Origin of the sequence: Streptomyces hirsutus (genome assembly GCF_001418415.1) — a bacterium.
Taxonomy (GTDB): domain Bacteria; phylum Actinomycetota; class Actinomycetes; order Streptomycetales; family Streptomycetaceae; genus Streptomyces; species Streptomyces hirsutus.
On record NZ_LIQT01000217.1, the window covers coordinates 1 to 23,792 of the forward strand.

The 23,792-nt window shown below is 72.3% G+C and carries 23 protein-coding genes and 2 pseudogenes; 10 read left to right on the forward strand and 15 right to left on the reverse strand.

Annotated elements, in window-relative coordinates:
- The 3 genes from AOK11_RS17530 to AOK11_RS17540 all read right to left on the reverse strand — a co-directional run.
- Nucleotides 1–968: serine/threonine-protein kinase (locus AOK11_RS17530; protein WP_240497378.1), on the reverse strand; the 968-nt coding region annotated here is incomplete at its 3' end.
- Nucleotides 969–1,045: 77 nt separating this feature from the next.
- The gene (locus AOK11_RS17535) at nt 1,046–1,504 is read right to left on the reverse strand and encodes a MarR family winged helix-turn-helix transcriptional regulator (protein WP_055594656.1); all 459 of its coding nucleotides are present in this window, start codon (nt 1,502–1,504) and stop codon (nt 1,046–1,048) included.
- On the reverse strand, nt 1,501–2,106 hold the full coding sequence (locus AOK11_RS17540; RefSeq protein ID WP_055594680.1) for a DJ-1/PfpI family protein: 606 nt from the start codon (nt 2,104–2,106) through the stop codon (nt 1,501–1,503). The genes AOK11_RS17535 and AOK11_RS17540 overlap by 4 nt, the downstream gene beginning before the upstream one ends.
- A 147-nt stretch (nt 2,107–2,253) precedes the next feature.
- Here AOK11_RS17540 and AOK11_RS17545 point away from each other — a divergent pair, with 147 nt between their 5' ends.
- The 3 genes from AOK11_RS17545 (at nt 2,254) to AOK11_RS17555 (ending at nt 5,379) form a co-directional block, all read left to right on the forward strand.
- Complete coding sequence (locus tag AOK11_RS17545) at nt 2,254–3,615, forward strand: aspartate aminotransferase family protein (RefSeq protein WP_055594657.1); 1,362 nt, start codon at nt 2,254–2,256, stop codon at nt 3,613–3,615.
- Between the two features lie 222 nt (nt 3,616–3,837).
- Nucleotides 3,838–4,545, forward strand: coding sequence for a GntR family transcriptional regulator (locus tag AOK11_RS17550; protein WP_055594658.1), 708 nt, complete (start codon nt 3,838–3,840; stop codon nt 4,543–4,545).
- A 183-nt stretch (nt 4,546–4,728) separates the two neighbouring features.
- Nucleotides 4,729–5,379 (forward strand): hypothetical protein, encoded by a 651-nt coding sequence (locus tag AOK11_RS17555; protein ID WP_055594659.1) that lies wholly within the window; start codon nt 4,729–4,731, stop codon nt 5,377–5,379.
- 146 nt (nt 5,380–5,525) lie between these two features.
- Here AOK11_RS17555 and AOK11_RS17560 read toward each other — a convergent pair whose 3' ends face one another.
- Nucleotides 5,526–6,809: an adenylosuccinate synthase gene (locus tag AOK11_RS17560; protein ID WP_055594660.1), complete on the reverse strand. Its 1,284-nt coding sequence runs from the start codon at nt 6,807–6,809 to the stop codon at nt 5,526–5,528.
- A 186-nt stretch (nt 6,810–6,995) separates the two neighbouring features.
- Here AOK11_RS17560 and AOK11_RS17565 point away from each other — a divergent pair, with 186 nt between their 5' ends.
- The gene (locus tag AOK11_RS17565) at nt 6,996–7,880 is read left to right on the forward strand and encodes a diacylglycerol kinase family protein (protein WP_055594661.1); all 885 of its coding nucleotides are present in this window, start codon (nt 6,996–6,998) and stop codon (nt 7,878–7,880) included.
- A gap of 1 nt (nt 7,881) precedes the next feature.
- On the opposite strand, the gene AOK11_RS17570 is transcribed toward AOK11_RS17565, so the two are convergent.
- A complete protein-coding gene (locus AOK11_RS17570) occupies nt 7,882–8,490 on the reverse strand; it encodes a Uma2 family endonuclease (protein WP_055594662.1) in 609 nt (202 codons plus the stop codon).
- Nucleotides 8,491–8,577: 87 nt separating this feature from the next.
- On the reverse strand, nt 8,578–9,078 hold the full coding sequence (locus tag AOK11_RS17575; RefSeq protein ID WP_055594663.1) for a GbsR/MarR family transcriptional regulator: 501 nt from the start codon (nt 9,076–9,078) through the stop codon (nt 8,578–8,580).
- A gap of 158 nt (nt 9,079–9,236) precedes the next feature.
- Between AOK11_RS17575 and AOK11_RS17580 the strand changes: the two genes are divergently transcribed.
- Both AOK11_RS17580 and AOK11_RS17585 read left to right on the forward strand, forming a co-directional pair.
- Entirely contained in the window at nt 9,237–10,229 is a 993-nt protein-coding gene (locus AOK11_RS17580; protein ID WP_055594664.1) for an ABC transporter ATP-binding protein, read from the forward strand.
- A complete protein-coding gene (locus AOK11_RS17585; protein ID WP_055594665.1) occupies nt 10,226–11,887 on the forward strand; it encodes an ABC transporter permease in 1,662 nt (553 codons plus the stop codon). Before AOK11_RS17580 ends, AOK11_RS17585 begins: the two co-directional genes overlap by 4 nt.
- Before the next feature lie 290 nt (nt 11,888–12,177).
- Here AOK11_RS17585 and AOK11_RS17590 read toward each other — a convergent pair whose 3' ends face one another.
- On the reverse strand, nt 12,178–13,395 hold the full coding sequence (locus tag AOK11_RS17590) for a cytochrome P450 (RefSeq protein WP_055594666.1): 1,218 nt from the start codon (nt 13,393–13,395) through the stop codon (nt 12,178–12,180).
- A gap of 384 nt (nt 13,396–13,779) precedes the next feature.
- Between AOK11_RS17590 and AOK11_RS17595 the strand changes: the two genes are divergently transcribed.
- A complete protein-coding gene (locus tag AOK11_RS17595; RefSeq protein WP_240497379.1) occupies nt 13,780–14,187 on the forward strand; it encodes a hypothetical protein in 408 nt (135 codons plus the stop codon).
- Nucleotides 14,188–14,197: 10 nt separating this feature from the next.
- On the opposite strand, the gene AOK11_RS40090 is transcribed toward AOK11_RS17595, so the two are convergent.
- Nucleotides 14,198–14,398, reverse strand: coding sequence for a DUF397 domain-containing protein (locus AOK11_RS40090; RefSeq protein ID WP_079034919.1), 201 nt, complete (start codon nt 14,396–14,398; stop codon nt 14,198–14,200).
- 79 nt (nt 14,399–14,477) lie between these two features.
- On the opposite strand from AOK11_RS40090, the pseudogene AOK11_RS17600 reads away from it, so the two are divergent.
- Nucleotides 14,478–14,744, forward strand: a pseudogene (locus tag AOK11_RS17600) (ATP-binding protein); the annotation flags it as partial.
- Here AOK11_RS17600 and AOK11_RS17605 read toward each other — a convergent pair.
- The 6 genes and pseudogenes from AOK11_RS17605 to AOK11_RS17625 all read right to left on the reverse strand — a co-directional run bounded on the left by AOK11_RS17605 (nt 14,714) and on the right by AOK11_RS17625 (nt 20,215).
- Nucleotides 14,714–15,394 (reverse strand): response regulator, encoded by a 681-nt coding sequence (locus tag AOK11_RS17605; protein ID WP_055594668.1) that lies wholly within the window; start codon nt 15,392–15,394, stop codon nt 14,714–14,716. The pseudogene AOK11_RS17600 and the gene AOK11_RS17605 sit on opposite strands and share 31 nt — an antisense overlap.
- Nucleotides 15,391–16,749 carry a sensor histidine kinase gene (locus tag AOK11_RS17610; RefSeq protein WP_055594682.1) on the reverse strand — a complete coding sequence of 453 codons (1,359 nt, stop codon included), beginning with the start codon at nt 16,747–16,749 and terminating at the stop codon, nt 15,391–15,393. Before AOK11_RS17610 ends, AOK11_RS17605 begins: the two co-directional genes overlap by 4 nt.
- A 165-nt stretch (nt 16,750–16,914) precedes the next feature.
- A pseudogene (locus tag AOK11_RS40095) lies at nt 16,915–17,013 on the reverse strand (DNA-binding response regulator); the annotation flags it as partial.
- Between the two features lie 65 nt (nt 17,014–17,078).
- The gene (locus AOK11_RS17615; protein ID WP_055594669.1) at nt 17,079–17,957 is read right to left on the reverse strand and encodes an alpha/beta hydrolase; all 879 of its coding nucleotides are present in this window, start codon (nt 17,955–17,957) and stop codon (nt 17,079–17,081) included.
- 181 nt (nt 17,958–18,138) lie between these two features.
- Nucleotides 18,139–19,392 carry a kynureninase gene (gene kynU, locus AOK11_RS17620; protein WP_055594670.1) on the reverse strand — a complete coding sequence of 418 codons (1,254 nt, stop codon included), beginning with the start codon at nt 19,390–19,392 and terminating at the stop codon, nt 18,139–18,141.
- Nucleotides 19,385–20,215: a tryptophan 2,3-dioxygenase family protein gene (locus AOK11_RS17625; protein ID WP_055594671.1), complete on the reverse strand. Its 831-nt coding sequence runs from the start codon at nt 20,213–20,215 to the stop codon at nt 19,385–19,387. The genes kynU and AOK11_RS17625 overlap by 8 nt, the downstream gene beginning before the upstream one ends.
- A gap of 345 nt (nt 20,216–20,560) precedes the next feature.
- On the opposite strand from AOK11_RS17625, the gene AOK11_RS17630 reads away from it, so the two are divergent.
- A complete protein-coding gene (locus AOK11_RS17630; RefSeq protein ID WP_055594672.1) occupies nt 20,561–21,721 on the forward strand; it encodes a PP2C family protein-serine/threonine phosphatase in 1,161 nt (386 codons plus the stop codon).
- Nucleotides 21,722–21,793: 72 nt separating this feature from the next.
- On the forward strand, nt 21,794–22,216 hold the full coding sequence (locus AOK11_RS17635) for a DUF3151 domain-containing protein (protein ID WP_055594673.1): 423 nt from the start codon (nt 21,794–21,796) through the stop codon (nt 22,214–22,216).
- 29 nt (nt 22,217–22,245) lie between these two features.
- Here AOK11_RS17635 and AOK11_RS17640 read toward each other — a convergent pair whose 3' ends face one another.
- Complete coding sequence (locus AOK11_RS17640) at nt 22,246–23,766, reverse strand: MFS transporter (protein WP_055594674.1); 1,521 nt, start codon at nt 23,764–23,766, stop codon at nt 22,246–22,248.
- Between the last annotated feature and the right edge of the window lie 26 nt (nt 23,767–23,792).

Consider the following 23,792-nt stretch of genomic DNA (forward strand, 5'->3'; position numbering starts at 1 on the left):
ATCCTGCTGCGCACCGGCGCCGAGGAGACCGTCGCCGACGGCCGCTCCCGCGAGCCCTGGCTGCCGGGCGCCCTGGTCGCCCAGCTCGGCCGGCACGCCGTACAGCTCCTGGACGCGGAGGACCCGCTGGCGCCGGTGCGCAGCAGGATCTGGTCGAGGGTGGGCCGCTGGGCGGGGTCCTTCCTGAGGCAGTCCTTCACCAGGCCGGCGAGGCCCTCGGGGACCCGGCCGAGGTCGGGTTCCTCCTCGGCGATGCGGAACATCAGGGCGTGCACCCCGCTGTTGGCGGTGCCGAAGGGAAGCTCGCCGGTGGCGGCGTAGGCGAGCACGGAACCGAGGCAGAAGACGTCGCAGGCGGGGGTGATGCGGTCGCCGCGCACCTGCTCCGGTGCCATGAACCCGGGCGAGCCGACCAGCGCCCCGGTGCGGGTGAGGCCGCCGTCGGTCACGGTCTCCAGGGCCCGCGCGATCCCGAAGTCGATGACGCGCGGCCCGTCGATGGTGACGAGCACGTTGGACGGCTTGAGGTCGCGGTGCACGATGCCGGCGGCGTGGATGTCCTTCAGCGCGTGGGCGAGACCCGCGGCGAGAATGCGGGCCGACCGCTCGGGCAGTGCGCCGTGGTCGTGCCCGACGACCTGCTGGAGGCTGGGCCCGGCGACGTATCCGGTGGCGACCCAGGGCACCGGGGCCTCGGTGTCCGCGTCCAGTACCGGCGCGGTCCAGTCGCCGCCGACCTGCCGGGCGTTCTGCACCTCCTGGCGGAAGCGGGCCCGGAACTCCTCCTGCTGGGCCAGTTCCTCGCGCACCAGCTTGACGGCGACGGTGCGTCCCCGGTCGGAGCGGGCGAGGTAGACCTCCCCCATGCCGCCGGCCCCGAGCCGCGCGAGCAACCGGTACGCGCCGATTCTGCCGGGGTGCCGAGCGCCCTGGTCCCCCGCCGCGTCCCCCGGTCCGTGCTTCTCCATTGTTGCGCCGCCTTCCCCCGCCGTGAGCAACAGCCCGAGGATAAACCGGGCACGGTCCGGGGTGAGCTGGGTGTCGTCTACGGTTCCGTAACAGGCGGACCGAGGTCGTCGAGCACCGCGCACAGGCGTTCCAATGTCTGGACCGCCTGTGCGAGTTCGGCTTCGCCGAACGCCTCCGCGAGCCGTTGCGCGAAGGCCGCGTGGCCGGGGCCGATCCCGCCGACGGCGGCGCGGCCCCGCTCGGTGACGGCGAGGAGTTTGGCGCGGCGGTGCGCCGGATTGGGCCGGTACTCGGCGAGACCGCGCTCGACCAGCAGGTCGGCGATGCGCTGCACGCTCTGCCGGGTGATGCCCATGACGCGGGCGATGCCGGAGACCGGCAGGGGTTCTTGGAGGACCGCGCCGAGCACCTGCCACCGGGCGGCGGTGAGTCCGGCGGGCCGGGCGAGTTCCTCGGCGACCGCGAGGAACTCGCCGTTCAGCCGGAAGGCGCCGAGCGCGCCGCGGCTGAGCAGATCCTGCTGTTCCCGGCTCACCGGCCCAGGGCCTCCTCGAGCTCGGCGTACGCCTGGGGGTCGGAGTCGTGGAAGAGCCGGTACCAGGCGTCGATCGCCGGTTCGTCGTAGGCGCCGAGCAGCCGGAAGATCTCGCGGGCGAAGGCGACGGGTTCGGTGGGTCCGGCGGTGACCAGTCCGCCGTCGGTGACGGCGTCGGCCTCGACGTACCGCGCGCCGCCCGCGTAACCGGTCGCGGCCAGGTGGAAGGAGGCGGCGCCGGTGTGCGCCCGCTCGTCGAGCAAGCCCTCGCGGGCGAGTCCGGCGGTGGCGCCGCAGATGGCGGCGACGGGCACACCGGCGTCGAGGAAGGCGCGGGCGGTGCGGGCGAAGGGGACGAGGTCGTCGCCCTCGTCCCAGAGACGGGCTCCGGTGAGGATCAGCAGCGCGCTGTCCTCGGGCCGCAGTGCGCCGAGCGCGAGGTCGGGCAGCACGCGCAGCCCGCCGGCACTGGTGACGGGCGCCCCGGTGGGCGCGACGGTACGGACCTCGTACCCGGCGAGGGCGAGGTGCGCGGTGGTGTGACCGGTCTCCCAGTCGGCGTAGGTGTCGTAGACGGCGAGATGGACGGGCCTGCGGGTCATGACCGCTCCCTGGGTGCGCCGGTGGATGGGGGTCGCCTCGGTGACGGCCGGCCGGTCCGACCGGGCCGGGCCGGCCTTCATGACAGCATGCTGACAGGCATGCAGCATGCTGTCAAAAATGAGGGGTCACGTCTTACGCTCGCCCGTATGACTGCACAGCCGAACCCCGACGCCGGGGCCGCCGTGAAGGCCGCCGACCGCGCCCACGTCTTCCACTCCTGGTCCGCGCAGGAGCTGATCGACCCGCTCGCCGTCGCCGGAGCCGAGGGGTCGTACTTCTGGGACTACGAAGGCCGGCGCTACCTCGACTTCACCAGCGGGCTCGTCTTCACCAACGTCGGCTACCAGCACCCCAAGGTCGTCGCCGCGATCCAGGAGCAGGCCGGACGGATGACGACGTTCGCGCCCGCGTTCGCCGTCGAGGCGCGGTCGGAGGCGGCCCGGCTGATCGCCGAACGGACGCCGGGCGACCTGGACAAGGTCTTCTTCACCAACGGGGGCGCGGACGCCGTCGAGCACGCCGTCCGGATGGCGCGGCTGCACACCGGGCGGCCCAAGGTGCTCTCCGCGTACCGCTCGTACCACGGCGGCACCCAGCAGGCCGTGAACCTCACCGGCGACCCGCGCCGCTGGGCCTCCGACAGCGGCACGGCCGGGGTCGTGCACTTCTGGGCGCCCTTCCTGTACCGCTCCCGCTTCTACGCGCAGACGGAGGAAGAGGAGTGCGCGCGGGCGCTGGAACACCTGGAGACGACGATCGCCTTCGAGGGGCCGTCGACGATCGCGGCGATCGTCCTGGAGACCATTCCGGGGACGGCGGGCATCATGCCGCCGCCGCCCGGTTACCTCGCCGGCGTGCGGGAGCTGTGCGACACGTACGGGATCGTCTTCGTCCTGGACGAGGTGATGGCCGGGTTCGGCCGGACCGGCACCTGGTTCGCGGCGGACCTGTACGACGTCGTGCCGGACCTGATGACCTTCGCGAAGGGCGTCAACTCCGGCTACGTACCGCTCGGCGGCGTCGCGATCTCCGGAGCGATCGCCGAGACGTTCGCGAAGCGGCCGTACCCGGGCGGGCTCACCTACTCCGGGCACCCGCTGGCCTGCGCCGCGGCCGTCGCGACGATCAACGCCATGGCCGAGGAGGGCATCGTCGAGAACGCGGCCCGGCTGGGCGCGTCCGTCGTCGGGCCGGCGCTGCGCGAGCTGGCGGAGCGGCACCCCAGCGTGGGCGAGGTCCGCGGGGTCGGCATGTTCTGGGCGCTGGAACTGGTGCGGAACCGGGAGACCCGGGAGCCACTGGTCCCCTACAACGCGACCGGCGAGGCGGGCGCCCCCATGGCCGCCTTCGCCGCCGCCGCGAAGGCGGCCGGGCTGTGGCCCTTCGTGAACATGAACCGCACCCACGTCGTCCCGCCGTGCAACGTGAGCGAGGCCGAGCTGAAGGAGGGCCTGGCCGCGCTGGACTCGGCGCTGTCGGCGGCGGACGAGTTCACGGACCGACCGTGAGGAGATGACCCGGTCGTTCGAACAGGCATGGGTCACTCGAACACGTAAAGTGGCGTGACCGTGGACGGACGCGTGCGCCGGATGCACGCGGCCTCCGCGCGGGCCGGATGCACGCGGCCGGCGCGTGGGCCGGATGCACGCGGCCGGTGCGTGGGGCCCACGCACCACCCCCACCCGTGGCACGGTCACGCCACTCGGACACGACCAGGGAGACGCCCGAGCATGCCCGGCATCAGCGGCAACGGCGCGGTGACGCGCAGCACGCTGCGGCAGCAGATCGCCGACGCCCTCCGTGAAGAGGTGCTGTCCGGGCGGATGGAGCCGGGGCAGGAGTTCACCGTCAAGGAGATCGCCGACCAGTACGGGGTCTCCGCGACCCCCGTACGGGAGGCGCTGGTCGACCTGTCGGCGCAGGGGCTGCTCGACTCCGACCAGCACCGGGGCTTCCGGGTGCACGAGTACTCCGTCGACGACTTCCGCGGCATGATCGAGGCCCGCGTGCTGGTGATCGACGGGATGTTCCACGCCCTGACCGACGCCCACGGCCGCCTGGCGCGCCTGCGGCCCGAGGAACCGCGGGTCGCCGCCGCGCTCGCCGGAGTCCGGCGGCGCGGGGAGGAGGCCCAGCGTTCGGCCCTCGCCGGCGAACTCACCGTACTGATCGGCTACGACCTGCGCTTCTGGCGCGAACTCGTGGCCCTGTTCGGCAACCCCCACCTCACCGCCTTCCTGCACCGGATCCGCGTCCAGACCTGGGTCTGCGTGGTCCAGCACCTGCGGCGCCTGCCCGATCTGCGGGGGCAGCTGTGGTCCGAACACACCGATCTGGTCGACGCGCTGGTGCGCCGTGACACCGATTCCGCCCGCGCGGTCGTCGCGTCGTACAACGCCCACTCCCTGGCCCTCGTCGAACGGCTCCCCGCGGACTGAACGGCCCGGAGCCGGTGCGAGGGGGAGCCCGGGGTCCGGGCCCCGCGTCGTCTGTGTTCGTATGGGTAGAGGATCTGCACGAGGGGAGCCACCCTCGTGCCCCGCCGGTACCCTTCCCTGACCGCCGTACTGGATGTACCGGACGTACCGGATGTGGTGGACGCGCTATGCGAGGAGCCCTCTTTGGCCTGTGACCTGTGGCTGGTACCGCTCGTCGACGTGTTGTGCCACACCCCCGACAATCCGTTCGCCGAAGAACTCGCGCAGTACAACGAGGTACTGGCCGGGGCCGGGCTGCCGCCGGTACCGGTGTACCAGTACATGCCGGGGCTGTCCGGCGAGGTCGCCCCGGTCGCGGGCTTCGACTACGACGCGCTGCACTTCCTGCGGCGCACGTATCTGCTCCAGGTGTGCGGACTGCCGGTCACACCGGTGGGCGAGCTGGGCGGCGACTACGAGCAGTTGCTGGAGATGTTCGAGTCGACGGCCCAGCAGTCGCACCTGGTCTGGCACTACGACCACGCCGGGGCCTACGTGCCCGTGGACTTCCCGCACCCGCTCTCCAGCGACGAACTCCTCGCGGGCGGCGGCCCGCTGGGCTCCTCCCACGCGCTGCTGCGGGAACTGGAGGTCGTCGCCCCCGCCCTCGGCATCGACCCCGCGAACCCGCCGGCCGCGCCGGAACCCCCGCAGGGACCGACCGAGCTGGAGGAGCCCGCCGTCCCGGCGCCGTACGACCCCAGCCCTTTCGCCCGCGAACGCCACGTCTGGCTCGGCCTGCACGCGGCGGCCACGCGCAGCCTGGCCCAGGGCTCGATGATCGTCTTCAGCTGAGCCCCGGGCGCGGGCCGGCTCGCCCCGGACGTCCCGGACACCCCGGGCCGCCTCGGCTCCCCCGGCGCCCCGGACACGAGAACGTCCCGGTGACCCTGGACGGGCCACCGGGACGTCACGGTGCGGCGGGGTCCGGCAGGGCCGGACTACAGGAACGAGTTGATCTGGATCGTCTCCTCGCGGCCCGGTCCCACGCCGATCGCGGAGATCGGGGCGCCGGACATCTCCTCCAGGGCCTTGACGTACGCCTGGGCGTTCTTCGGCAGGTCGGAGAAGGACTTCGCGCCGGTGATGTCCTCGGACCAGCCGGGGAGCATCTCGTAGACGGGCTTCGCGTGGTGGAAGTCCGTCTGGGAGTACGGGAGCTCCTCGACGCGCTTGCCGTCGATCTCGTAGGCCACGCAGACCGGGATCTGCTCCCAGCCGGTGAGGACGTCGAGCTTGGTGAGGAAGAAGTCGGTCAGGCCGTTCACGCGGGTCGCGTAGCGGGCGATGACCGCGTCGAACCAGCCGCAGCGGCGGTCGCGGCCGGTGGTGACGCCGCGCTCGCCGCCGATGCGGCGCAGGGCCTCGCCGTCCTCGTCGAAGAGTTCCGTCGGGAACGGGCCGGCGCCGACGCGGGTCGTGTACGCCTTCAGGATGCCGATGACCCGGGTGATCTTCGTCGGGCCCACGCCGGCGCCCGTGCAGGCGCCGCCCGCGGTCGGGTTCGACGAGGTGACGAAGGGGTACGTGCCGTGGTCGATGTCGAGCAGGGTGCCCTGGCCGCCCTCGAAGAGGACCACCTTGTCCTGCTCCAGCGCCTGGTTGAGGACCAGCACGGTGTCGGCGACGTACGGGCGCAGCTTCTCGGCGTAGCCCAGCAGCTCCCCGACCACCTGGTCCGTGGCGATCGCGCGCCGGTTGTAGAACTTGGTGAGCATCTGGTTCTTGACGTCGAGCGCCGCCTCCACCTTCTGGGTGAGGATCGACTCGTCGTACAGGTCCTGGACCCGGATGCCGACACGGTTGATCTTGTCGGCGTAGGTCGGACCGATGCCGCGACCCGTGGTGCCGATCTTGCGCTTGCCGAGGAAGCGCTCCGTCACCTTGTCCACCGTCACGTTGTACGGCGTGATGATGTGTGCGTTGCCGCTGATCAGGAGCTTGGACGTGTCGACGCCGCGCTCGTTCAGCCCGCTCAGCTCGGAGAACAGGACGGAGGGGTCGACGACGACACCGTTGCCGATGACGGGAGTGCAACCGGGAGAAAGGATTCCGGAAGGGAGCAGGTGGAGGGCGTATTTCTGGTCGCCCACGACCACCGTGTGGCCGGCGTTGTTACCGCCTTGGTAACGCACCACGTAGTCGACGGATCCGCCGAGCAGGTCCGTCGCCTTTCCCTTGCCTTCGTCACCCCACTGAGCACCGAGCAGCACAAGTGCGGGCACGCGCGTACACCCCTTCCGGGCGGGGCATGTCCAGGGTCAGGGGCGTACGCGGAGGATCTCCGCCGCGCACACACCGCGACCACCGTTGGCCGCCAACCGTCGGACCGTATGCCCCGGAATAGACGAAGCCCCTGCGCAACAGCGCAAGGGGCTCTTGCACAAAGATGCTACCCGAGGAAGCGAGGCATGGCCGAGGTGGCGACTTCCCCGACGTCCGATCAGCTCCTGGTGGTCATCGATCCGGTCGCCCGCCGCAGCGACGGCGAGTCCGTACGTATCGCGAAAGACGTGCTCAGCGGGGGTGCGACGACGAAGGTGTGCCTACCGGACGGCCCGGAGGAATTCGCCCGCGCGCTCGCCCGGCGGGGCTCCCGGCGCCCGGTGCTGGTCGGCGACGACCGGGCCCTGATGCGGGCGGTGGGACTGCTGCACCGGCAGCGGGAGCTGACCGGCTGCGCGCTGTCCCTGGTGCCGGTCGGGGGCGCGCTGTCGCTCGCCCGGTCGCTGGGGGTGCCCACGGGGGCGGTGGCCGCGGCGCGCGCCGTGCTGGACGGCGCCGAGCGGCGGATGAACCTGCTGGTGGACGACAGCGACGGCGTGGTGCTCGGCGCGGTACGGATTCCGCCGGTCGGCGCCGCCCGGGTGCGGGAGGAGGACGCCGAAGAGGCCGAGGACACCGACGGGGCCCTCGGGGCGGGGCAGCGTCCGTGGCTGCGGACCTGCCAGTCCCTGGTACGGACCCTGGTGCCGGTCAGGCCGCCCCGGGTGGCCTCCGCCCCCGAGGGCGGGCCGGCCCGGCTGCGGGTGGAGGTCGACGGGCGGACACTCGTCGACCTGCACCAGCCGGTGGAGGCCGTCTCCATCGTCCCCGGCCCCGGCGGGATCGCCCGGGTCGAGGTGCGGCCGGTCTCCGTCGGCGCGGAGGCGTCGCCGCTGCTGGCCGAGGGACACACGGTGACGGTGTCGGGAGCGCACTTCCGCTACCGGGCGGACGGACTGGTGTCGGGGCCGGTGGGCACCCGGACGTGGGTGGCCCGGGAGGACGCCTGGGGGCTGACGCTGCCGGTGTGAGTCAGGTTTCAGTGCCCTCGTGGGGCCGGTGGAACCCGCTCGTGTCGAGGAGGCAACCGAAGGGATCGGGGATCAAGAGCTTTTCGCCGAACGGCTTGCTGATGCGGATCTGGTAGCCCTGCGGCGACGGGGATCCGTAGACGGTGGCCTGCTGTTCCTGCATGTCGAGGATGAGATACACGGGGATGCCCGCCCTGCCGTAGACCTCGACCTTGTCGGTCAGATCGTCGTTCCGGGTGGAGGGAGAGGTCAGTTCGGCAACGAAGGACAGAGCCTCGCCGTCCAGACGGTTGCCCTCCGTCTCGAGGGCCTGCTCGTGCACCGCATGAATGTCCGGCCCATAGGCACATGCCTCCCCCGGGAAGACATACAACGTCGGTGCCCGGTCGATCAGGTGTCCTTCCGGAAGGTACGGCTCGAGCTGTTTGCACACCAGGTGCATCACACGGTGGTAATAGCCCTTCGACCACGGCGACACAACGACGTTCCCCCTGATGATCTCGGCTTTGAAGCCGTCGCGCAGGTGCAGCTCGTCGAGAAGGTCCAGCAGTTCCTCGAAGTTGCCGAGCTCGGTGCCGCTTGCCGTCGGTCGCTCTGCCATGACTGTCATGATGCGCCCTCCCCTTGAAACGGACCATCCATCACCCAGAGTATTCGATCACTCACGCAGACGCGTCCGGCTTCGGGGTCGCCCCCCTCACCCCCGGCCGAAGGTCTCGTCCCGGTGGGCCCGCCACCGCTCCATGATCGTCTCGATCTCCTTCTCCACGAACTCGAAGAAGGCCAGCGTCTCCCCCAGCCGGCGGCCCGCCGGACTGTCGGGACCCACGCTGGCCACACCCTCGCGCAGCGCGTCCTGCCAGCGCCGGATGACGGCCTCGCGGTTGGTGAGGGCCTCGTACCACTGGTCGCCGTGCACCCGGTAGCGCTCGCGGCGCGAGCCGGGTTCCCGTTCCCGGGAGACCAGGTGCTGCTGGTCCAGGTAGCGCACCGCCCCGGAGACCGCGGCGGGCGAGATCCGCAGCGTCTCCCCCAGTTCGGCGGAGCCGCCGGCCCCGGTGTCCGACACCAGCAGGGCCGCGAAGACCCTGGCCGGCATGCGCGGCATTCCGGCCATCACCAACTGCGCCGCGAAGTGCTCGACGAACCGGGAGACCCCCTCGGGGTCCCGCTCCGGCCGCCCCGTTTCCTCGGTCATGACCTGCTCATCTCTCGTCCGGCCTGTACGTGTTCTGCCGCCCCGCTCAGCGCGCCCGTGACATATCCGCTGCTCAAGCAAGGTCGGGACAGTTTAGCCCTATATTCACGCACTTCGTTAACTTCACAAATTCGTGAAACCAGCGTACGTTCCGAAGCATGACGAAGGCCATCACCGTGTCCGGACTCCACAAGTCGTTCGGACGCACGCGCGCGCTCGACGGTCTCGACCTGGAGGTCGAGCCCGGCGAGGTCCACGGCTTCCTGGGCCCGAACGGCTCCGGCAAGTCCACCACCCTCCGCGTCCTGCTCGGTCTGCTGCGTGCGGACGCGGGCGCCACCCAGGTGCTCGGCCGCGATCCGTGGGCGGACGCCGTGGAGCTCCACCGCCGCCTCGCCTATGTCCCCGGCGACGTCGAACTGTGGCCGAACCTCACCGGCGGCGAGGCCATCGACCTGCTGGCGCGGCTGCGCGGCGGCCTGGACGGGAAGCGGCGCGCCGAGCTCGTCGAGCGCTTCGACCTGGACCCGACCAAGAAGGGCCGCGCCTACTCCAAGGGCAACCGGCAGAAGGTCGCCATCGTCGCCGCGCTCGCCTCCGACGCCGAGCTGCTGCTGCTCGACGAGCCGACCGCGGGACTGGACCCGCTCATGGAGGTCGTCTTCCAGGACGTCATCGGCGAGGCCAAGGAAGCCGGCAGGACCGTCCTGCTCTCCAGCCACATCCTGGCCCAGGTGGAGAAGCTCGCCGACCGCGTGAGCATCATCCGGCTGGGGCGCACCGTCCAGTCCGGCACCCTCGGCGAGCTGCGCCACCTGACCCGCACCACCATCGAGGCGGAGACCGAGCGACCGGCCGCCGGCCTCGGCGACCTGCCCGGCGTCCACGGCCTCCAGACCCTCGACGAGGCCGGCGGCCGGGTCCGTTTCGCCGTCGACGGCAGCCAGGTCGACGGAGCGGTCCGCAAGCTCACCGAGTTCGGCATCCGCAGTCTCATCAGCCACCCGCCGACCCTGGAGGAGCTGATGCTCCGCCACTACGGCAGCGAACTCGCCGCCAACGGGCACCGTGCGAAGGGGCACGGCACGGACGGGCAGCGTACGGACGGGCAGCGTACGGACGGGCAGCGTACGGACGGAGACCTGCGATGACCACCGCGACCACCGCCCCCGAGGCTCCGGCATCCGTCGGACAGGTCGCGGGCGGCAACGCGCTGGCCGGGACCCGGACGCTGATCCGCTTCGCCCTGCGCCGGGACCGGATCCGGTTCCCGGTGTGGATCCTGGCCCTGCTCCTCGGCACCCTCATGACGGCGAACAGCTTCAGCACGCTGTACAGCGACCCGCAGGACCGGGCGAACGCCGCCAGGAGCATGGGCAGCCCGGCCGGCCTCGCCATGTCCGGCCCCCGCCACTACCTCGACGACTACGCCTTCGGCTCCATGCTGGCCCACCAGATGCTCGGCTTCATGGCCGTCCTCGTCGGCCTCATGAGCGTGCTGATCATCACCCGGCACACCCGCGCCGAGGAGGAGACCGGCCGCGCCGAGCTGGTGCGCTCGACCGTCGTGGGCCGCCACGCCCACCTCGCCGCCGCCCTGTCCGTCGCCGTCCTGGCCAACCTCGCCCTCGCCCTGCTGCTGGCCTTCGGCCTGGCCGGCCTGGGGATGGAGGGCATCGACACGGCGGGCTCGCTGCTCTACGGCTTCGGCCACGCCGCCGTCGGCCTCGTCTTCGCCGCCGTCTCCGCGGTCACCGTCCAGCTCACCGCGCACACCCGCGGCGCCTCCGGCATGGCGCTCGCGGTCGTCGGCGTCGCCTACGTGCTGCGTGCCGCCGGTGACAGCGGCGAGAACGCCGCCCTGTCCTGGCTGTCCCCGATCGGCTGGGTGCAGCGCAGCTACCCGTACGTCGACAACCGCTGGTGGCCGCTGCTGCTCTGCCTGGCCCTCGCGGTGGCGTGCGCGGCGGCGGGTTTCGCGCTCTCCACCCGGCGGGACGTGGGCGCGGGCCTGCGTCCGGAGAAGCTGGGCCGCCCCACGGCCTCCGACGCGCTCACCACACCGCTCGGCTTCGCCCTGCGGCTGCACCGCGGCATGCTGATCGGCTTCGGCGCGGGCCTGTTCCTGATGGGGGCGATGTACGGGTCGATCCTCGGGGACGCCGAGGACATGCTGAAGGACATCGACCAGATCCAGGAGGCCCTGGACCGCATCGGCGGTGCCGGCGTCGCCGAGTCCTTCGCCTCCATGGTCATGGTCGTCCTCACGGTCGTGGCGGCGGTGTACGTCGTCATGGCGGCCCTGCGGCCCCGCTCCGAGGAGACGGCCGGCCGTGCCGAACCCCTCCTAGCCACCGGCCTCTCGCGCGCCCGCTGGGTCGGCGGCCACCTGGCCGTGGCCATGGGCGGCGGTACGGTCGTGCTGCTGCTGGCCGGGCTCGGCTTCGGCATCGCGGGCGCGGCCTCGACCGGTGACGCCGGGCTGCTGCCGGACCTGGTGGGCGCGGCCCTCGCCTACGCGCCCGCCCTGTGGGTCACGGTCGGCGTGGCCGTGGTCCTCTTCGGCTGGTTCCCGCAGGCGAGCCAGGCGGCCTGGATCGTGCCGGTGTACGCCTTCGTGGTCGGCTACCTCGGCCAGATCCTCCAGTTCCCGGGTTGGATGAACAACCTCTCCCCGTTCGGCCATGTCCCCCGGCTCCCCGCCGCGGACATGGACTGGACCCCGCTGCTCCTGCTGTCCCTCGTCGCCGCCGGCCTGGTGTGGCTGGGCCTGGCGGGCTTCCGGCGACGGGACCTGGAGACGAAGTAGCCGTGCCGCAGCCCCCTGCCCGGTGGGACGGCGGTCTCGACGTGGGCGATGCCGGGACACTCGCCCACGCTCCGGGGAGGACACACCGTCCCGAAGCCGTAAGCACTTTGGCCATAACTGTCCTGATGCTGCTCATTTGAGCGCTTAAGTGACACATGCCCGCCGACTGCTCACGGTTTTCGGCGGGGCACCCGTCTCCGGCCCCGCGGCCCGGGACCGCGGAGGCCCCCTTCGCAGAACGGGCCCGGGAATCCGCCCTCCCAGGGGCGCCGCGGCCCGGGCCGGTGGCATCAGACCTCGACCGCCAGCCCCTCCAGTCCCCTGATCACGAAGTTCGGCTTCCGCTCCGGCTCCTCCGCCAGGCGCAGCGTCGGAGCCTGCTCCAGCAACGCCCTCATGGACGCCGCGAGTTCGATGCGGGCCAGGGGTGCCCCGATGCAGTAGTGGATACCGGCGCTGAAGGAGATGTGCGGGTTGTCCGCGCGGGTGAGGTCCAGGCGGGCGGGGTCGGTGAAGACGGCCGGGTCGTGGTTGGCGGAGCCGAAGAGCATGGCGATCTCCGCACCCCGGGGGATCACCGTGCCGTCGATCTCGATGTCGTCCAGGACCCAGCGCTCGAAGAGCTGGAGCGGGGTGTCGTAGCGCATCAGCTCCTCCACGGCGGAGGGGACCAGGGAGTGGTCCGCGCGGAGGGCGGCCAGCTGACCGGGGTTCTGGAACAGCGCCGCCCAGCCGTTGACCGTGGAGTTCACCGTCGCCTCGTGGCCCGCGTTCAGCAAGAGCACGCAGGTGGAGATCATCTCCTGCTCGGTGAGGCGGTCGTCCTCGTCGTGGGCCGCGATCAGGCCCGAGATCAGGTCGTCGCCGGGCTTCTCGCGACGCTCGGCGATCAGCTCCCGGAGATACTCCGAGAACTCGACCGAGGCCCGAACGGCCTTCGTCGCCGACTCCCCCGACGGCTTCAGCTCGTACATCCCGCAGATGTCCGCCGACCAGGGACGCAAGGGGGCCCGGTCGGACTCCGGGATGCCCAGCATCTCGGCGATCACCGCGACCGGGAGCGGTTCGGCGACGTCCCGCAGCAGGTCGCCGCCGCCCGCGTCGACCAGGGCGGACACCAGGTCCGCCGCGAGCCCCTCGACGTACGGCTTCAGCCGCTCCACGGTGCGCGGCGTGAACGCCTTCGACACCAGACGCCGGATGCGGGTGTGGTCCGGCGGCTCCAGGTCGAGCATGCCGTGGTCGTTGAGGGTGTGGAACGGCTCCTGCTCGGGTGGCGGGGCGGTCCGGCCGAACTCCTCGTGGGTGAAGCGGTGCTGGTACGTCCGTCCCAGGCGCCTCTCGCGCAGCAGCGCGGAGACGTCCGCGTGGTGCGGAACCAGCCACTGGTTCGTCGGCTCGAACCAGTGCACCCGGCCCCGTTCCCGCAACTCGGCGTAGGCGGGATACGGGTCGGCGAGGAACGCCGGGTCCCACGGGTCGAACGCAAGGTCGGATTCAGCCGTCATGGACGGACCATAGGCCGCCGAGCGGGCCCCTGCCCAGAGCCCTCATCAAAAGCGGTTTCCCGACGGGGACAGGAAGGGCCGGCAAGGGCTGCCCCTTGTGACCTGCGGCGCGAGACCGGACAGTGCCTCGCACAGCACCTTGGCCGGATGCGTACCCGCGCTCATGGCGCCTGCCGTACAAGGCGGGAAACTCTGGCCATGTTCATCAGACGATCAGTCGCGGCAGCCGCCGTCTCCCTGGTCGCGGTCACCGCGGCCGCGTGTGGAACCCAGCGGGGCGAGCAGGCGCAGTCGGCGAGTCCGCCGCCCTCCTTCACGCCCCGGCCGATGTGCGCGGAGCCCGTCGAGGTGCCTTCGGATCCGCCGTCTCCTCCCGTTCCGAGCGTGACCGGCACACGCCAGGAGGGGAACGGGGAGAGCGGGGACCAGGCTCCCCACTATGCCGAGAACCACGCCTACCGCATGCAAGCGTCCCTGACGCCGGACGAGCGTGCCCGAGGGCAGGCGTCGGCGAAGCTCATCCGCGAGGAGCTGGAGAAGGTCCGGAAGGAAGGCGGTGCCGGTGGACACGGCGCCTTCGGCGAGGAGCGGATCGCAGCGGCGCTGAGCCGTCTCGGCTGCGGCGAGGAGCACGGCATGTACATCGGGCCCGGGTTCTACAGCGTCCACACGGGAGTCGTGTGCGTGTCCGGTTACGTGACGAAGGACGAGCTGACCAGCGAGGTGCACGGCGCCTACATCGAGCCCCAACCGGGGACGGGCCCTTGCGTCAAGAACCGGGGAGGCCACTGAACGCCCGGGGTCATGCCCCTGGTCGAGCGTTTCGCTTCACGTGCTCGACGAAGGCCGCGAAGGAGAGGGCGGGGACGGAGAGGGAGTCGCGGGCAGGAGCCTTGGAGTCGCGTATGGCTATACGGGGTTGCGACTCCGCGATCTCTACACAGGTGTCGCCCTCACCGCCGCCCGAGTAGCTGGACTTCCGCCGGCGCAGGGTTTGACTCATGCGGCGCCTCACAGTTCCTTGGCCAACCGGTGGATGAAATCCCTCGACGCCGCAGGGTCCAACGACGCCATCTCCACTTAAGGGGCCCGCCGCACTGCGGGTGCGCTGGTCGGCCGGCGTGCTGCGGATCGGCGCGTGGGACGCGGACCCCGAACCGCCGGACGCTCCGGCGGAGTTGAACGGCAGCGTCATCGATGAGGGCGGCCGGGGGCTTGCCCTGGTCAGGGCCTGCTCCGACCTGTGGGGCCGGCAGCCGCTCTCCCGATTCGGCAACCGGGGCAAGTACGTGTGGTGCGAACTCGCCGGTCAGCCCCGTCAGCCCGGTGTCACCAGCCGCGCCTCGTAGGCGAAGACCGCGGCCTGGGTGCGGTCGCGGAGGCCCAGTTTCACCAGGATGCGGCTCACGTGCGTCTTGATCGTCGACTCGGCGACCACCAGCCGCCCGGCGATCTCCGCGTTCGACAGACCCTGCGCGATGAGCACCAGCACCTCCGTCTCCCGCTCGGTCAGGTCGCCGTAGGCCGCGTGCGCGGACGGCATCAGCCGCGGGGCCTCGGACAGCTTGGAGAACTCGGTGATCAGCCGCTTGGTCACCGTGGGGGCGAGCAGCGCCTCCCCGGAGGCGACCACCCTCACCCCGTCGGCGAGTTGGCGGGCGGAGGCGTCCTTGAGGAGGAAGCCGGAGGCGCCCGCGCGCAGCGCCTGGTAGACGTACTCGTCGAGGTCGAAGGTGGTCAGCACCAGCACCTTCGCGGCACCGTCGGCGGCGACGATCTCGCGGGTCGCCTCGATGCCGTTCAGTTCGGGCATGCGGATGTCCATCAGCACGACGTCGGGGGCGAGTTCGCGGACCCGCTCCACCGCCTGCCGGCCGTTGACGGCCTCGCCGGCGACCTCGATGCCCGGCATCGCGTTCAGCAGGACCGAGAAGCCCTCGCGCACCATCATCTGGTCGTCCGCGATCAGGACGCGGATGGTGCGGTCGTCGCCGCTCATGCGTCACCTTCGTTCACCGAGGCGACCGGCAGGAACACCGCGACCTCGTAGCCACCGTCGTCGGTCGGGCCGGCCGTCATCTCGCCGTTCAGCATGGTGACCCGCTCGCGCATACCGGTGACGCCGTGCCCGGCGCCGGGCGAGGGCTTCAGCAGGTTCGGTGCGGGCGCCGGGCCGTTGACCACGCGCAGGCCGAGGCCGCCGAGGACGTACCCGATCTCGACCCGGGCGCTCGCCCCGGGCGCGTGGCGCAGACTGTTGCTGAGCGCCTCCTGCACGATCCGGTACGCCGACAGCTCCACGCCCTGCGGCAGCTCGCGCACCGCCCCGGTCACCACCTTCTCCACGTCCAGACCGGTGTCCCGCACATTGGCGAGCAGGGCGTCCAGGTCGGCGAGGGTGGGCTGCGGGGCGTCGGGGACCTCGTAGTCCTCGGCGCGGACCACGCCGAGGACGCGGCGCAGCTCGGTGAGGGCGGCCACCGCGTTCTCCCGGATGGTGGCGAAGGCGCGTTCCAGCTCGGGCGGCGGGTTCTCCACCCGGTAGGGCGCGGCCTCGGCCTGGATGGCGACGACCGACATGTGGTGGGCGACCACGTCGTGCAGCTCACGGGCGATGGTGGTGCGCTCCTCGAGGAGCGTGCGCCGGGAGCGTTCCTGCGCGGTGACCGTCTGCTGGGCGGTCACCTCCTGCTGGGCGGTGTGACGGACGTGCCGGAGGGAGACCACGAGCAGGGCGAAGGCGGACGTCACCATCATGGGCCCGCTGTTCGTGTAGTAGTACGACCCGCCGAAAACGATGTCCGAGAGGAAGGCGTACGCGGCGGTCAGGACCCACATCCAGGCGGCGGTGCGGGGCCGGGTGCGCAGCGCCACGACGATCAGCACCGCCAGGTGGCAGACGAACGCGCCGGGCATCCACGGCCATTCGGTTCCGCTGCCGTTGAGGACCGCGACCACCGGGGTCACCGCCAGCGACAGCCAGAACGCGCCGACCGGCCGGACCAGCGTGGCGAGCACCGGGACCGCGCACAGCAGGCCGGCCAGCAGAGCCAGTACGTCCCCGCCGGGCAGGCCGCCCGCCAGCGCGCCGGCGCACAGGGTGAGCAGCGCGACCGCCCCCACCAGCGCGTGCGGGAGATGTTCCGCGGAGGATCTCAGCCGGCCGGGCAGCCGGCGGACGAACGGGCCGTCCGTCCGCCGGCGCGGCAGCGGCCGGTAGGCGAAGGCGTCCTCGAACAGGTCGTGGCGCAGCCCGCGCAGAGCGTTCTGGGCCAGCCGGTACTCCGGGCTGCGGGTCTTGGCCCCGTCCCCGGGCGGCGGGGCCGCGGGGTAGGTGTGGGTCGTCTCGGTCACGGTCACACGTTAGGCCGACCGGGTGACCGGGGGCGTCCCCGCTGAGAGGGGTTCCCGGGCCTCCGTCTCAAGTACTACAAGGGGTCGAGGAAGTCGTACGGGGAGGACGGCCGGCGGTCCCTGGCGCCCCGGCCCACGTGACACCCGGGCGGGCCGCCCCTCGCGTCAGTACCCCGACGGCCGGACCAGCCCCGACTCGTACGCGAAGACCGCCGCCTGGGTGCGGTCCCGCAGGCCCAGCTTCACCAGGATGCGGCCCACATGGGGAGGGGCCCCGCCGGGCACACCTCGACGCGCAGGGCTCACCAGGCTCGTCAGGTTCACCAAGCTCACCAGGCGAGTTGGGCGATCTCCTCCGCCACCACCGCGCAGGCGTCCGCCGCCGGGTCGATCAGCGGGAAGTGGCCGACGTCCTCCAGCAGCGTCAGCCCCACCACCTCACCGGCCTTGGCCGCCGCTTCCGCGTACGACTCGGCGACCGCCTGCGGGACATCGGCGTCGGTACGGCCCTGGACGACGGTGGTGGCGATGCCGGTGGGCAGCAGCAGCGCGGGGTCGGCATACGGCTGCCGCTCGACGAACCCCTCGTCTCCGCCCAGGAGTTGGCGTACCGCGCCGCCGCAGACGTCCAGCTTGTCGGCGACCGCGAAGTCGGCGATCGGGGCGAGGGCGACCACGCCCCGCAGGGGCGCGGGACGGTCGGTGTGCCAGGGTGCGTCGGCGGGGAGGAGGTGGCGGGCGGCGGCCCACAGCGCCAGATGGCCGCCGGCGGAGTGACCGGTGACCACCGTGCGGCGCGGGTCGGCGCCGGACAGGTGGCGATGGGCCAGCTCTGGCAGCGCGTCGAGCGCGGCGGCGACGTCGTCGAAGGTGCAGGGCCAGCGCCCCGCGACCGGATCCCCGCCGCCCGCCCCTCCCGCCCCGCGCCGGTACTCGACACTGGCCACGGCGAAGCCCCGGCGGGCCAGGAAGCCGGCGAACGGGCTGATGTGCCGCCGGTCGTAGGGCGCCCGCCAGGCACCGCCGTGCAGGACGACGACCACGGGCGCGGGGCCGCCGGGGCCGCCCGTGGCACGCGGGACGTAGAAGTCGATCAGCTGGTCCGGGTCGTCGCCGTAGGCCGCGGTCGCGTCGGGGTCGACCGGCGGATGGAAGAGGACCGACTCCTCCTCGGCGGCGGCCCGGGCGGCTGCGACGTCGTCCGTCATGCTCCAACCTCTCAGCGATGAAACGTATTTGGCGAACCAGAGAAGTATTCGGCCGTTGGCCGGGACGGTATCAGGACGATCATGTGCGCGGACATGGGGATATCACACTCGGTGAACCTCCAGGGAGGCGGCCGGCGGATCCCGCCCCTTTCACGGGCCCGCCGACCGCCGCCGCGGCGCCCTACGCCCCGGTCTCCGCCAGCACCTCCGCCAGCACCCGTGCCGCACGCTCCGTATCCGCGAAGCCGACGTACAGCGGGGTGAAGCCGAAGCGGAGCACGTCCGGGTGGCGGAAGTCCCCGACCACCCCGCGTTCGATCAGCCGCTTCATGACGTCACCCGCATCCGGACAGCGCAGGGCGATCTGGCTGCCCCGTTCCCCGTGCGGCCTCGGGGTCAGACACTCGACCCGGCCCTCGGGGACGTACGCCTCGACGCACTCCAGGAAGAAGTCCGTCAGCGCGAGGGACTTGGCCCGCACCGCCTCGACCGTGACGCCGTCCCAGACGTCCAGCGCCGCCTCCAGGGCGAGCATGGACAGGATGTCCGGGGTGCCGACCCGCCCCCGCAGCGCACCCGGCGCCGGTGCGTACTCCGGGCGCATGCCGAAGGGCTCCGCGTGGGAGTTCCAGCCGGGCAGCGGGGAGTCGAAGCGGTCCTGCAGCTCCGCGCGCACGTAGAGGTACGCCGGTGCACCGGGACCGCCGTTCAGGTACTTGTAGGTGCAGCCGACCGCCAGGTCCACGCCGTGCTCGTCCAGCCCGACCGGCAGCGCGCCCGCGCTGTGGCACAGGTCCCAGACGACGTACGCCCCCGCCGCGTGCACGGCGGCCGTGAGTGCGGGCAGGTCGTGCAGCCGGCCGGTGCGGTAGTCGACGTGGTTGAGCAGCACGGCGGCCGTACGGTCCCCGAGCGCGTCCGGGATGTCGGACGGCGGCACCGGACGCAGGGTGCAGCCGGTCATCCGGGCCGCCGACTCGGCGATGTAGCCGTCCGTGGGGAACGTGGTCGCGTCGACCACGATCTCGTCACGGGCCGGTCCGGCGGCACCGTCCGCCGACCGGGCCAGGCGCACCGCGCCCACCACCGCCTTGAAGACGTTGACACTGGTGGAGTCGCCGACGACGATCTGCCCGGCCGCCGCGCCCACCAGCGGGGCGATCCGGTCGCCGATCCGCTCGGGCGCCGTCCACCAGCCGCTCTCCGTCCAGGACCGGATGCGCAGCGCGCCCCACTGCCTGCGGACGACGTCCTCGACCCGGCCGGGGACGGCGACGGGCAGCGCGCCCAGCGAGTTGCCGTCGAGGTAGACCGCCTCGCCGCCGCTCCCGCCGCCGCTCCCGCCGTCGCCCTCGTCCAGCACGAACTCGGCGCGTTTGGCGGCCAGTCCGTCGGCCGCGTCCCATTCCTTCGCCCTGAGCCTAGGTTCAGACATAGGACCGCGCCGTCCACAGCTCGGGGAACACGTTGTTCCGTGCCCGCTTCTCCAGCCAGGCCACCCCGGCGGAACCGCCCGTACCGGCCTTGGCGCCCATCGCCCGGCGGGTGGCGACCAGGTGGTCGTTGCGCCAGCGCCACACCAGCTCGGCGACATCGGTGAGCGCCTCGCCCAGCCGGGCGACCTCGTCCCGCTCGTCACCCGCGTAGACGGCCGTCCAGACCTCCTCCACCCGCGGCGACGGCTCGTACCGCCGGGACACGTCGCGGCGCAGCACCTCGTCGGGAACGGCGTGCCCGCGGCGCGCGAGGAGGCGCAGCACCTCGTCGTACAGACTCGGCTCGTGCAGCGCCTTCTCCAGCTCGGCGTGCACCCGCGGCGCGCCCCGGTGCGGGACGAGCATGGACGCGGACTTGTCGCCCAGCAGGAACTCCATGCGCCGGTACATCGCCGACTGGAAGCCGGAGCCCTCGCCGAGCGCGCCGCGGTAGGCGTTGAACTGCGCCGGGGTGAGCTGCCCGAGCGGCTTCCAGGAGGCGTTCAGCGCCTCCAGTTCCCGCACGGACCGCTTCAGCGCGTCGATCGCGGTGGGGATGTCGTCGCCCCGCAGCGCGTTCGCCGCCGTCTCCCACTCGTGCACGATCACGGTGAACCACAGCTCCATCACCTGGGTGGTGACCAGGAAGACCATCTCTCCGGGATCGTCGGAGAGGGTGTGCTGGAGGTGGGTGAGGACGTCGGCCCTGACGTAGTCCTCGTAGGGGGTCGTGCCCTCGAAGTCGAGATGCGGGGTCTCCGGCTCAAAAGCCTCGTGGGACATCGCTGTCTCCTGTTTTTGTGCTCCGGGTAGCGGTCCGCCCCTGCCGTTACCGGCACGGGGGCCCCGGTCCCCGCACTGCATCCTCCGTAATGATCCCCCGGCCTCGCAAGGCCCGCCCGATCACGGACGGGCCACGGGGTGAGCCGTGGGGAGGCACACGTGGGGATGCACATGTGGGGAAGCGCAGGGGAGGCACCCCGGGTCACACCACGGGGACACCCCGGCCGCCGGGCCCCGTCCGTGGCCGCGCGGATCTTCCGGTCGCCGCCGCCGGGGGCGTGTCGGAGACTGGATCACAGCCGCACCGGAACCGACGGAACGACCATTTCAGGAACACGGAATCGCATGCGAAACGGGCGCAGGGAAGCGGGGGAGCGCGAGCGGCGGCTCCGGTGGCTGCCCGCCGCGCTGCTCGCGAGCGCCTTCGTCCTCGACCTGGCCCTCCTGAACAACGTCAGCACGTTCCCCCTGCTCGCGTCGGCCCCCGTCCTGGCCGCGCCGATCCTCTCCCTGCGCGGGACGATCGCCACCGGCGTGGCGGCGAATGCCGTCGGGCTCCTCCTGGTGGAACTGGAAAGAGAGCCGACCCGCACCGACATCACCGCGTTCACCAGCCTGGTCGTGCTCACCCTCATCGCGGCGGGCCTCAATGTGCTGCTGACACGCGACCGGCAGCAGCTGAGGACGAGCCGCGAGGTGGCGGCGGCGGTGCAACGCGCGGTCCTGCCGGACCCGCCGCACCGGGTGGGACGGCTGACCGTGGCCTCCCGGTACGAGGTCGCCCACGCGGAGGCCGCCATCGGCGGTGACCTCTTCGCGATCCACGAGACGCCGCACGGCATCCGCATGATCATCGCCGATGTGCGCGGCAAGGGGCTGGAGGCGATCCGTACGGTGAACGCCCTGCTCGGATCGTTCCAGGAGGCCTGCCTCCACCGGCCGGACCTGCCGGGCGTGGTCCGGCAGCTGGAGGAGCGGATGCGGGTGACCATCGAGCAGGCGAGCGGTGCGGAGGCCGAGTCGTTCGCCACGGCCGTCGTCGCGGAACTCGCCCCCGACTACTCCGAACTCCGTATCGCCGTCCGGGGACACGCGGCACCCCTGCTGGTGCACGACGGCACGGCGCTCCCGCTGGAACCGGCCGTATCCTCGCTGCCCCTGGGCCTGGGCGCTCTCGGCGACGGCCCCGGCGGTGCTCCCGACCGCGACGAGGTCCCGGTCGACCGGTTCGAGCTGCCGGCCGGGGCCACCCTGGTGCTCTACACCGACGGCATCAACGAGGCCCGCGACGCCGACGGCGCCTTCTTCGACCTCGTTCCGGCGCTGTCCCGGCCCTTTCCGCCGGACCCGGACGCGGTGCTCGACACCGTGCTCGACGCCGTCCTCCGGCACACCGGGGGAACACTGCAGGACGACGCGGCGCTCTTCGCCGTCACCCTGGACGCGGACACCGCCGTGCCGGCTCCGGACGCCGCCCCGGGTCCCCGGCACGGGCACAACGCGTAGCCCGCGGTGCGGCACCACGGTGCGGGAGCACGGCCCGGCGGCGCGGCCCCCGACAGGTGGCAGACTGACGTCATGACCACTCAGAAGAACCTGCTCGGCGGCCCGGACCCGACCCATCTGCCGGCGAACGAGGAGGCGTATCGCCTGCTCGGCGAGGAATCCCTGTCGCCCGCCGAGGTGGTGGCGAAGTTCCCGACGTTCTCGCTGGCCTGGGCCATGCTCGCCGACGACGCCTTCGAGGCGGGGCGAGTGGTCGAGTCGTACGCGTACGCCCGGACGGGCTACCACCGAGGGCTCGACTCGCTGCGCCGGTCCGGCTGGAAGGGCCACGGCCCGATCCCGTGGAGCCACCGCGCCAACCGCGGCTTCCTCCGCTGCCTCGCCGCCCTCGCCCGCGCCGCCGAGGCGATCGACGAGAAGGACGAGGCGGAGCGCTGCAAGCAGTTCCTCCAGGACAGCAGCGCCGAGGCGTACGAGGAGCTGAAGCGGGCCTAGGGCCTGTACCGGGACCTGCCCTCGAGGGCTCAGGTTCCGGGTCGCCGGGGCTCGGACGGTCGTGTTTCACGTGAAACACCGCCGTCCGGCCCCCCTGCGGTCTCGGGTTCCAGCGGAGGCACGGCCACACTGCCGTGCGTACGGCATTCGGGGCGACGGCAGCCCGGTGCGGGACGCCGTACGGTCGTGAAGGCGATGACCGAGCCGACCACCAGGACCCCGGCGCACAGCACCATCGCCCGGTGGAACGCGTCGTTGAAGGCGTCCGGCTCCCGGTACGCCTCCGGCCCCATCCCGACGAGCAGAGGCAGCGCGGCCACCGCCACCAGGCCGGCCGCACGGGCCGCCGCGTTGTTGACACCACTGGCCAGGCCCGCCCGCGCGGTCTCCACGGCCGCCAGGACGGTCGCGGTCAGCGGCGCCACCAGGGTGACCATGCCGAGGCCCAGCACCAGCAGCGCGGGCAGCACATCGGTGAGGTACGAGGCGCCCGGCCCCACCCGCGTCATCAGCAGCATCCCGGCCGCGCACAGCAGCGGTCCGACGGTGAGCGGGATGCGCGGCCCGATCCGGACGGCGAGCTCGCCGGAGCGGGCGGAGAGCAGCAGCATCAGCACGGTCGTGGGCAGCAGCGCCGTACCGGCGGCGAGCGCGGACCAGCCGACGGCGACCTGGAGCTGGAGCGCGGCGAGGAAGAAGAAGCCGCCGAACGCCGCGTACACGCACAGGGTGACCACGTTGATCGCCGTGAACTGGCGGGACGCGAAGATGTCCAGCGGCATCATCGGGTGCGGCCGGCGCTTCTCGACGAGCACGAAGGCGACGGCGGCCACCAGTCCGGCGACTCCGGTGACCGCGATCACGAGGGAACCCTCACCGGCGGCCTCGATCAGCGCGTACGTCACCAGGGCGAGGGCGAGCGCGCCGAGCACCGCGCCGAGCACGTCGAAGTGGCCGGGGGCCCGCTCCCCGCTGTCCGACTCCGGTACGTGACGGACGGCGATCGGGGCGCACAGCACGGCCAGTGGCACATTGATCAGGAACACCCAGCGCCAGCCCGGCCCGTCCACCAGCCAGCCGCCCAGGAAAGGGCCGACCGCCGCGCCGATCCCGCCGAAGCCGGACCACAGGCCCACCGCCCGGCCCCGGTCGTCGGGGTGGAAGGAGGCCTGGATCAGGGCGAGGGAGCCGGGCGTGAGCAGCGCGCCGCCGATCCCCTGCAGCGCGCGGGCGGCGATCAGCACACCGGCGTTCGGCGCGATACCGCACAGCAGGGAGGCCGTGGCGAACCACAGGACCCCGATCACGAACACCTTCCGGCGCCCGAACCGGTCGCCCAGCGCCCCACCCAGCAGGATCAGGCCGGCCAGCGTGACCATGTACGCGTTGACCGTCCACTGGAGGGCGGCGAGGTCCGCGTCGAGGTCGCGGCCGATGCGCGGCAGGGCGACGTTGACGACGGTGGAGTCCAGCATGGCCATGCTGGAACCGAGCACCGTGGTGAGCAGGATCCACCTGCCCTGGGGTGAGGCCAGCCGGACATCGGGCATGCTCGGAGCATACGGAAGCGGGCCGA

What these genes read in the sequence shown, in the direction of transcription:
- AOK11_RS17615 (WP_055594669.1), bottom strand. Translation starts at nt 17,957, where the DNA reads ATGACGGACGACGTCGCAGCCGCCCGGGCCGCCGCCGAGGAGGAGTCG.
- AOK11_RS17635 (WP_055594673.1), top strand. Translation starts at nt 21,794, where the DNA reads ATGACCACTCAGAAGAACCTGCTCGGCGGCCCGGACCCGACCCATCTG.
- AOK11_RS17570 (WP_055594662.1), bottom strand. Translation starts at nt 8,490, where the DNA reads ATGACAGTCATGGCAGAGCGACCGACGGCAAGCGGCACCGAGCTCGGC.
- AOK11_RS17630 (WP_055594672.1), top strand. Translation starts at nt 20,561, where the DNA reads ATGCGAAACGGGCGCAGGGAAGCGGGGGAGCGCGAGCGGCGGCTCCGG.
- AOK11_RS17565 (WP_055594661.1), top strand. Translation starts at nt 6,996, where the DNA reads ATGGCCGAGGTGGCGACTTCCCCGACGTCCGATCAGCTCCTGGTGGTC.
- AOK11_RS17580 (WP_055594664.1), top strand. Translation starts at nt 9,237, where the DNA reads ATGACGAAGGCCATCACCGTGTCCGGACTCCACAAGTCGTTCGGACGC.
- AOK11_RS17585 (WP_055594665.1), top strand. Translation starts at nt 10,226, where the DNA reads ATGACCACCGCGACCACCGCCCCCGAGGCTCCGGCATCCGTCGGACAG.
- AOK11_RS17625 (WP_055594671.1), bottom strand. Translation starts at nt 20,215, where the DNA reads ATGTCCCACGAGGCTTTTGAGCCGGAGACCCCGCATCTCGACTTCGAG.
- AOK11_RS17540 (WP_055594680.1), bottom strand. Translation starts at nt 2,106, where the DNA reads ATGACCCGCAGGCCCGTCCATCTCGCCGTCTACGACACCTACGCCGAC.
- AOK11_RS17605 (WP_055594668.1), bottom strand. Translation starts at nt 15,394, where the DNA reads ATGAGCGGCGACGACCGCACCATCCGCGTCCTGATCGCGGACGACCAG.
- AOK11_RS17590 (WP_055594666.1), bottom strand. Translation starts at nt 13,395, where the DNA reads ATGACGGCTGAATCCGACCTTGCGTTCGACCCGTGGGACCCGGCGTTC.
- AOK11_RS17550 (WP_055594658.1), top strand. Translation starts at nt 3,838, where the DNA reads ATGCCCGGCATCAGCGGCAACGGCGCGGTGACGCGCAGCACGCTGCGG.
- AOK11_RS17545 (WP_055594657.1), top strand. Translation starts at nt 2,254, where the DNA reads ATGACTGCACAGCCGAACCCCGACGCCGGGGCCGCCGTGAAGGCCGCC.
- kynU (WP_055594670.1), bottom strand. Translation starts at nt 19,392, where the DNA reads ATGTCTGAACCTAGGCTCAGGGCGAAGGAATGGGACGCGGCCGACGGA.
- AOK11_RS17575 (WP_055594663.1), bottom strand. Translation starts at nt 9,078, where the DNA reads ATGACCGAGGAAACGGGGCGGCCGGAGCGGGACCCCGAGGGGGTCTCC.
- AOK11_RS17640 (WP_055594674.1), bottom strand. Translation starts at nt 23,766, where the DNA reads ATGCCCGATGTCCGGCTGGCCTCACCCCAGGGCAGGTGGATCCTGCTC.
- AOK11_RS40090 (WP_079034919.1), bottom strand. Translation starts at nt 14,398, where the DNA reads ATGAGTCAAACCCTGCGCCGGCGGAAGTCCAGCTACTCGGGCGGCGGT.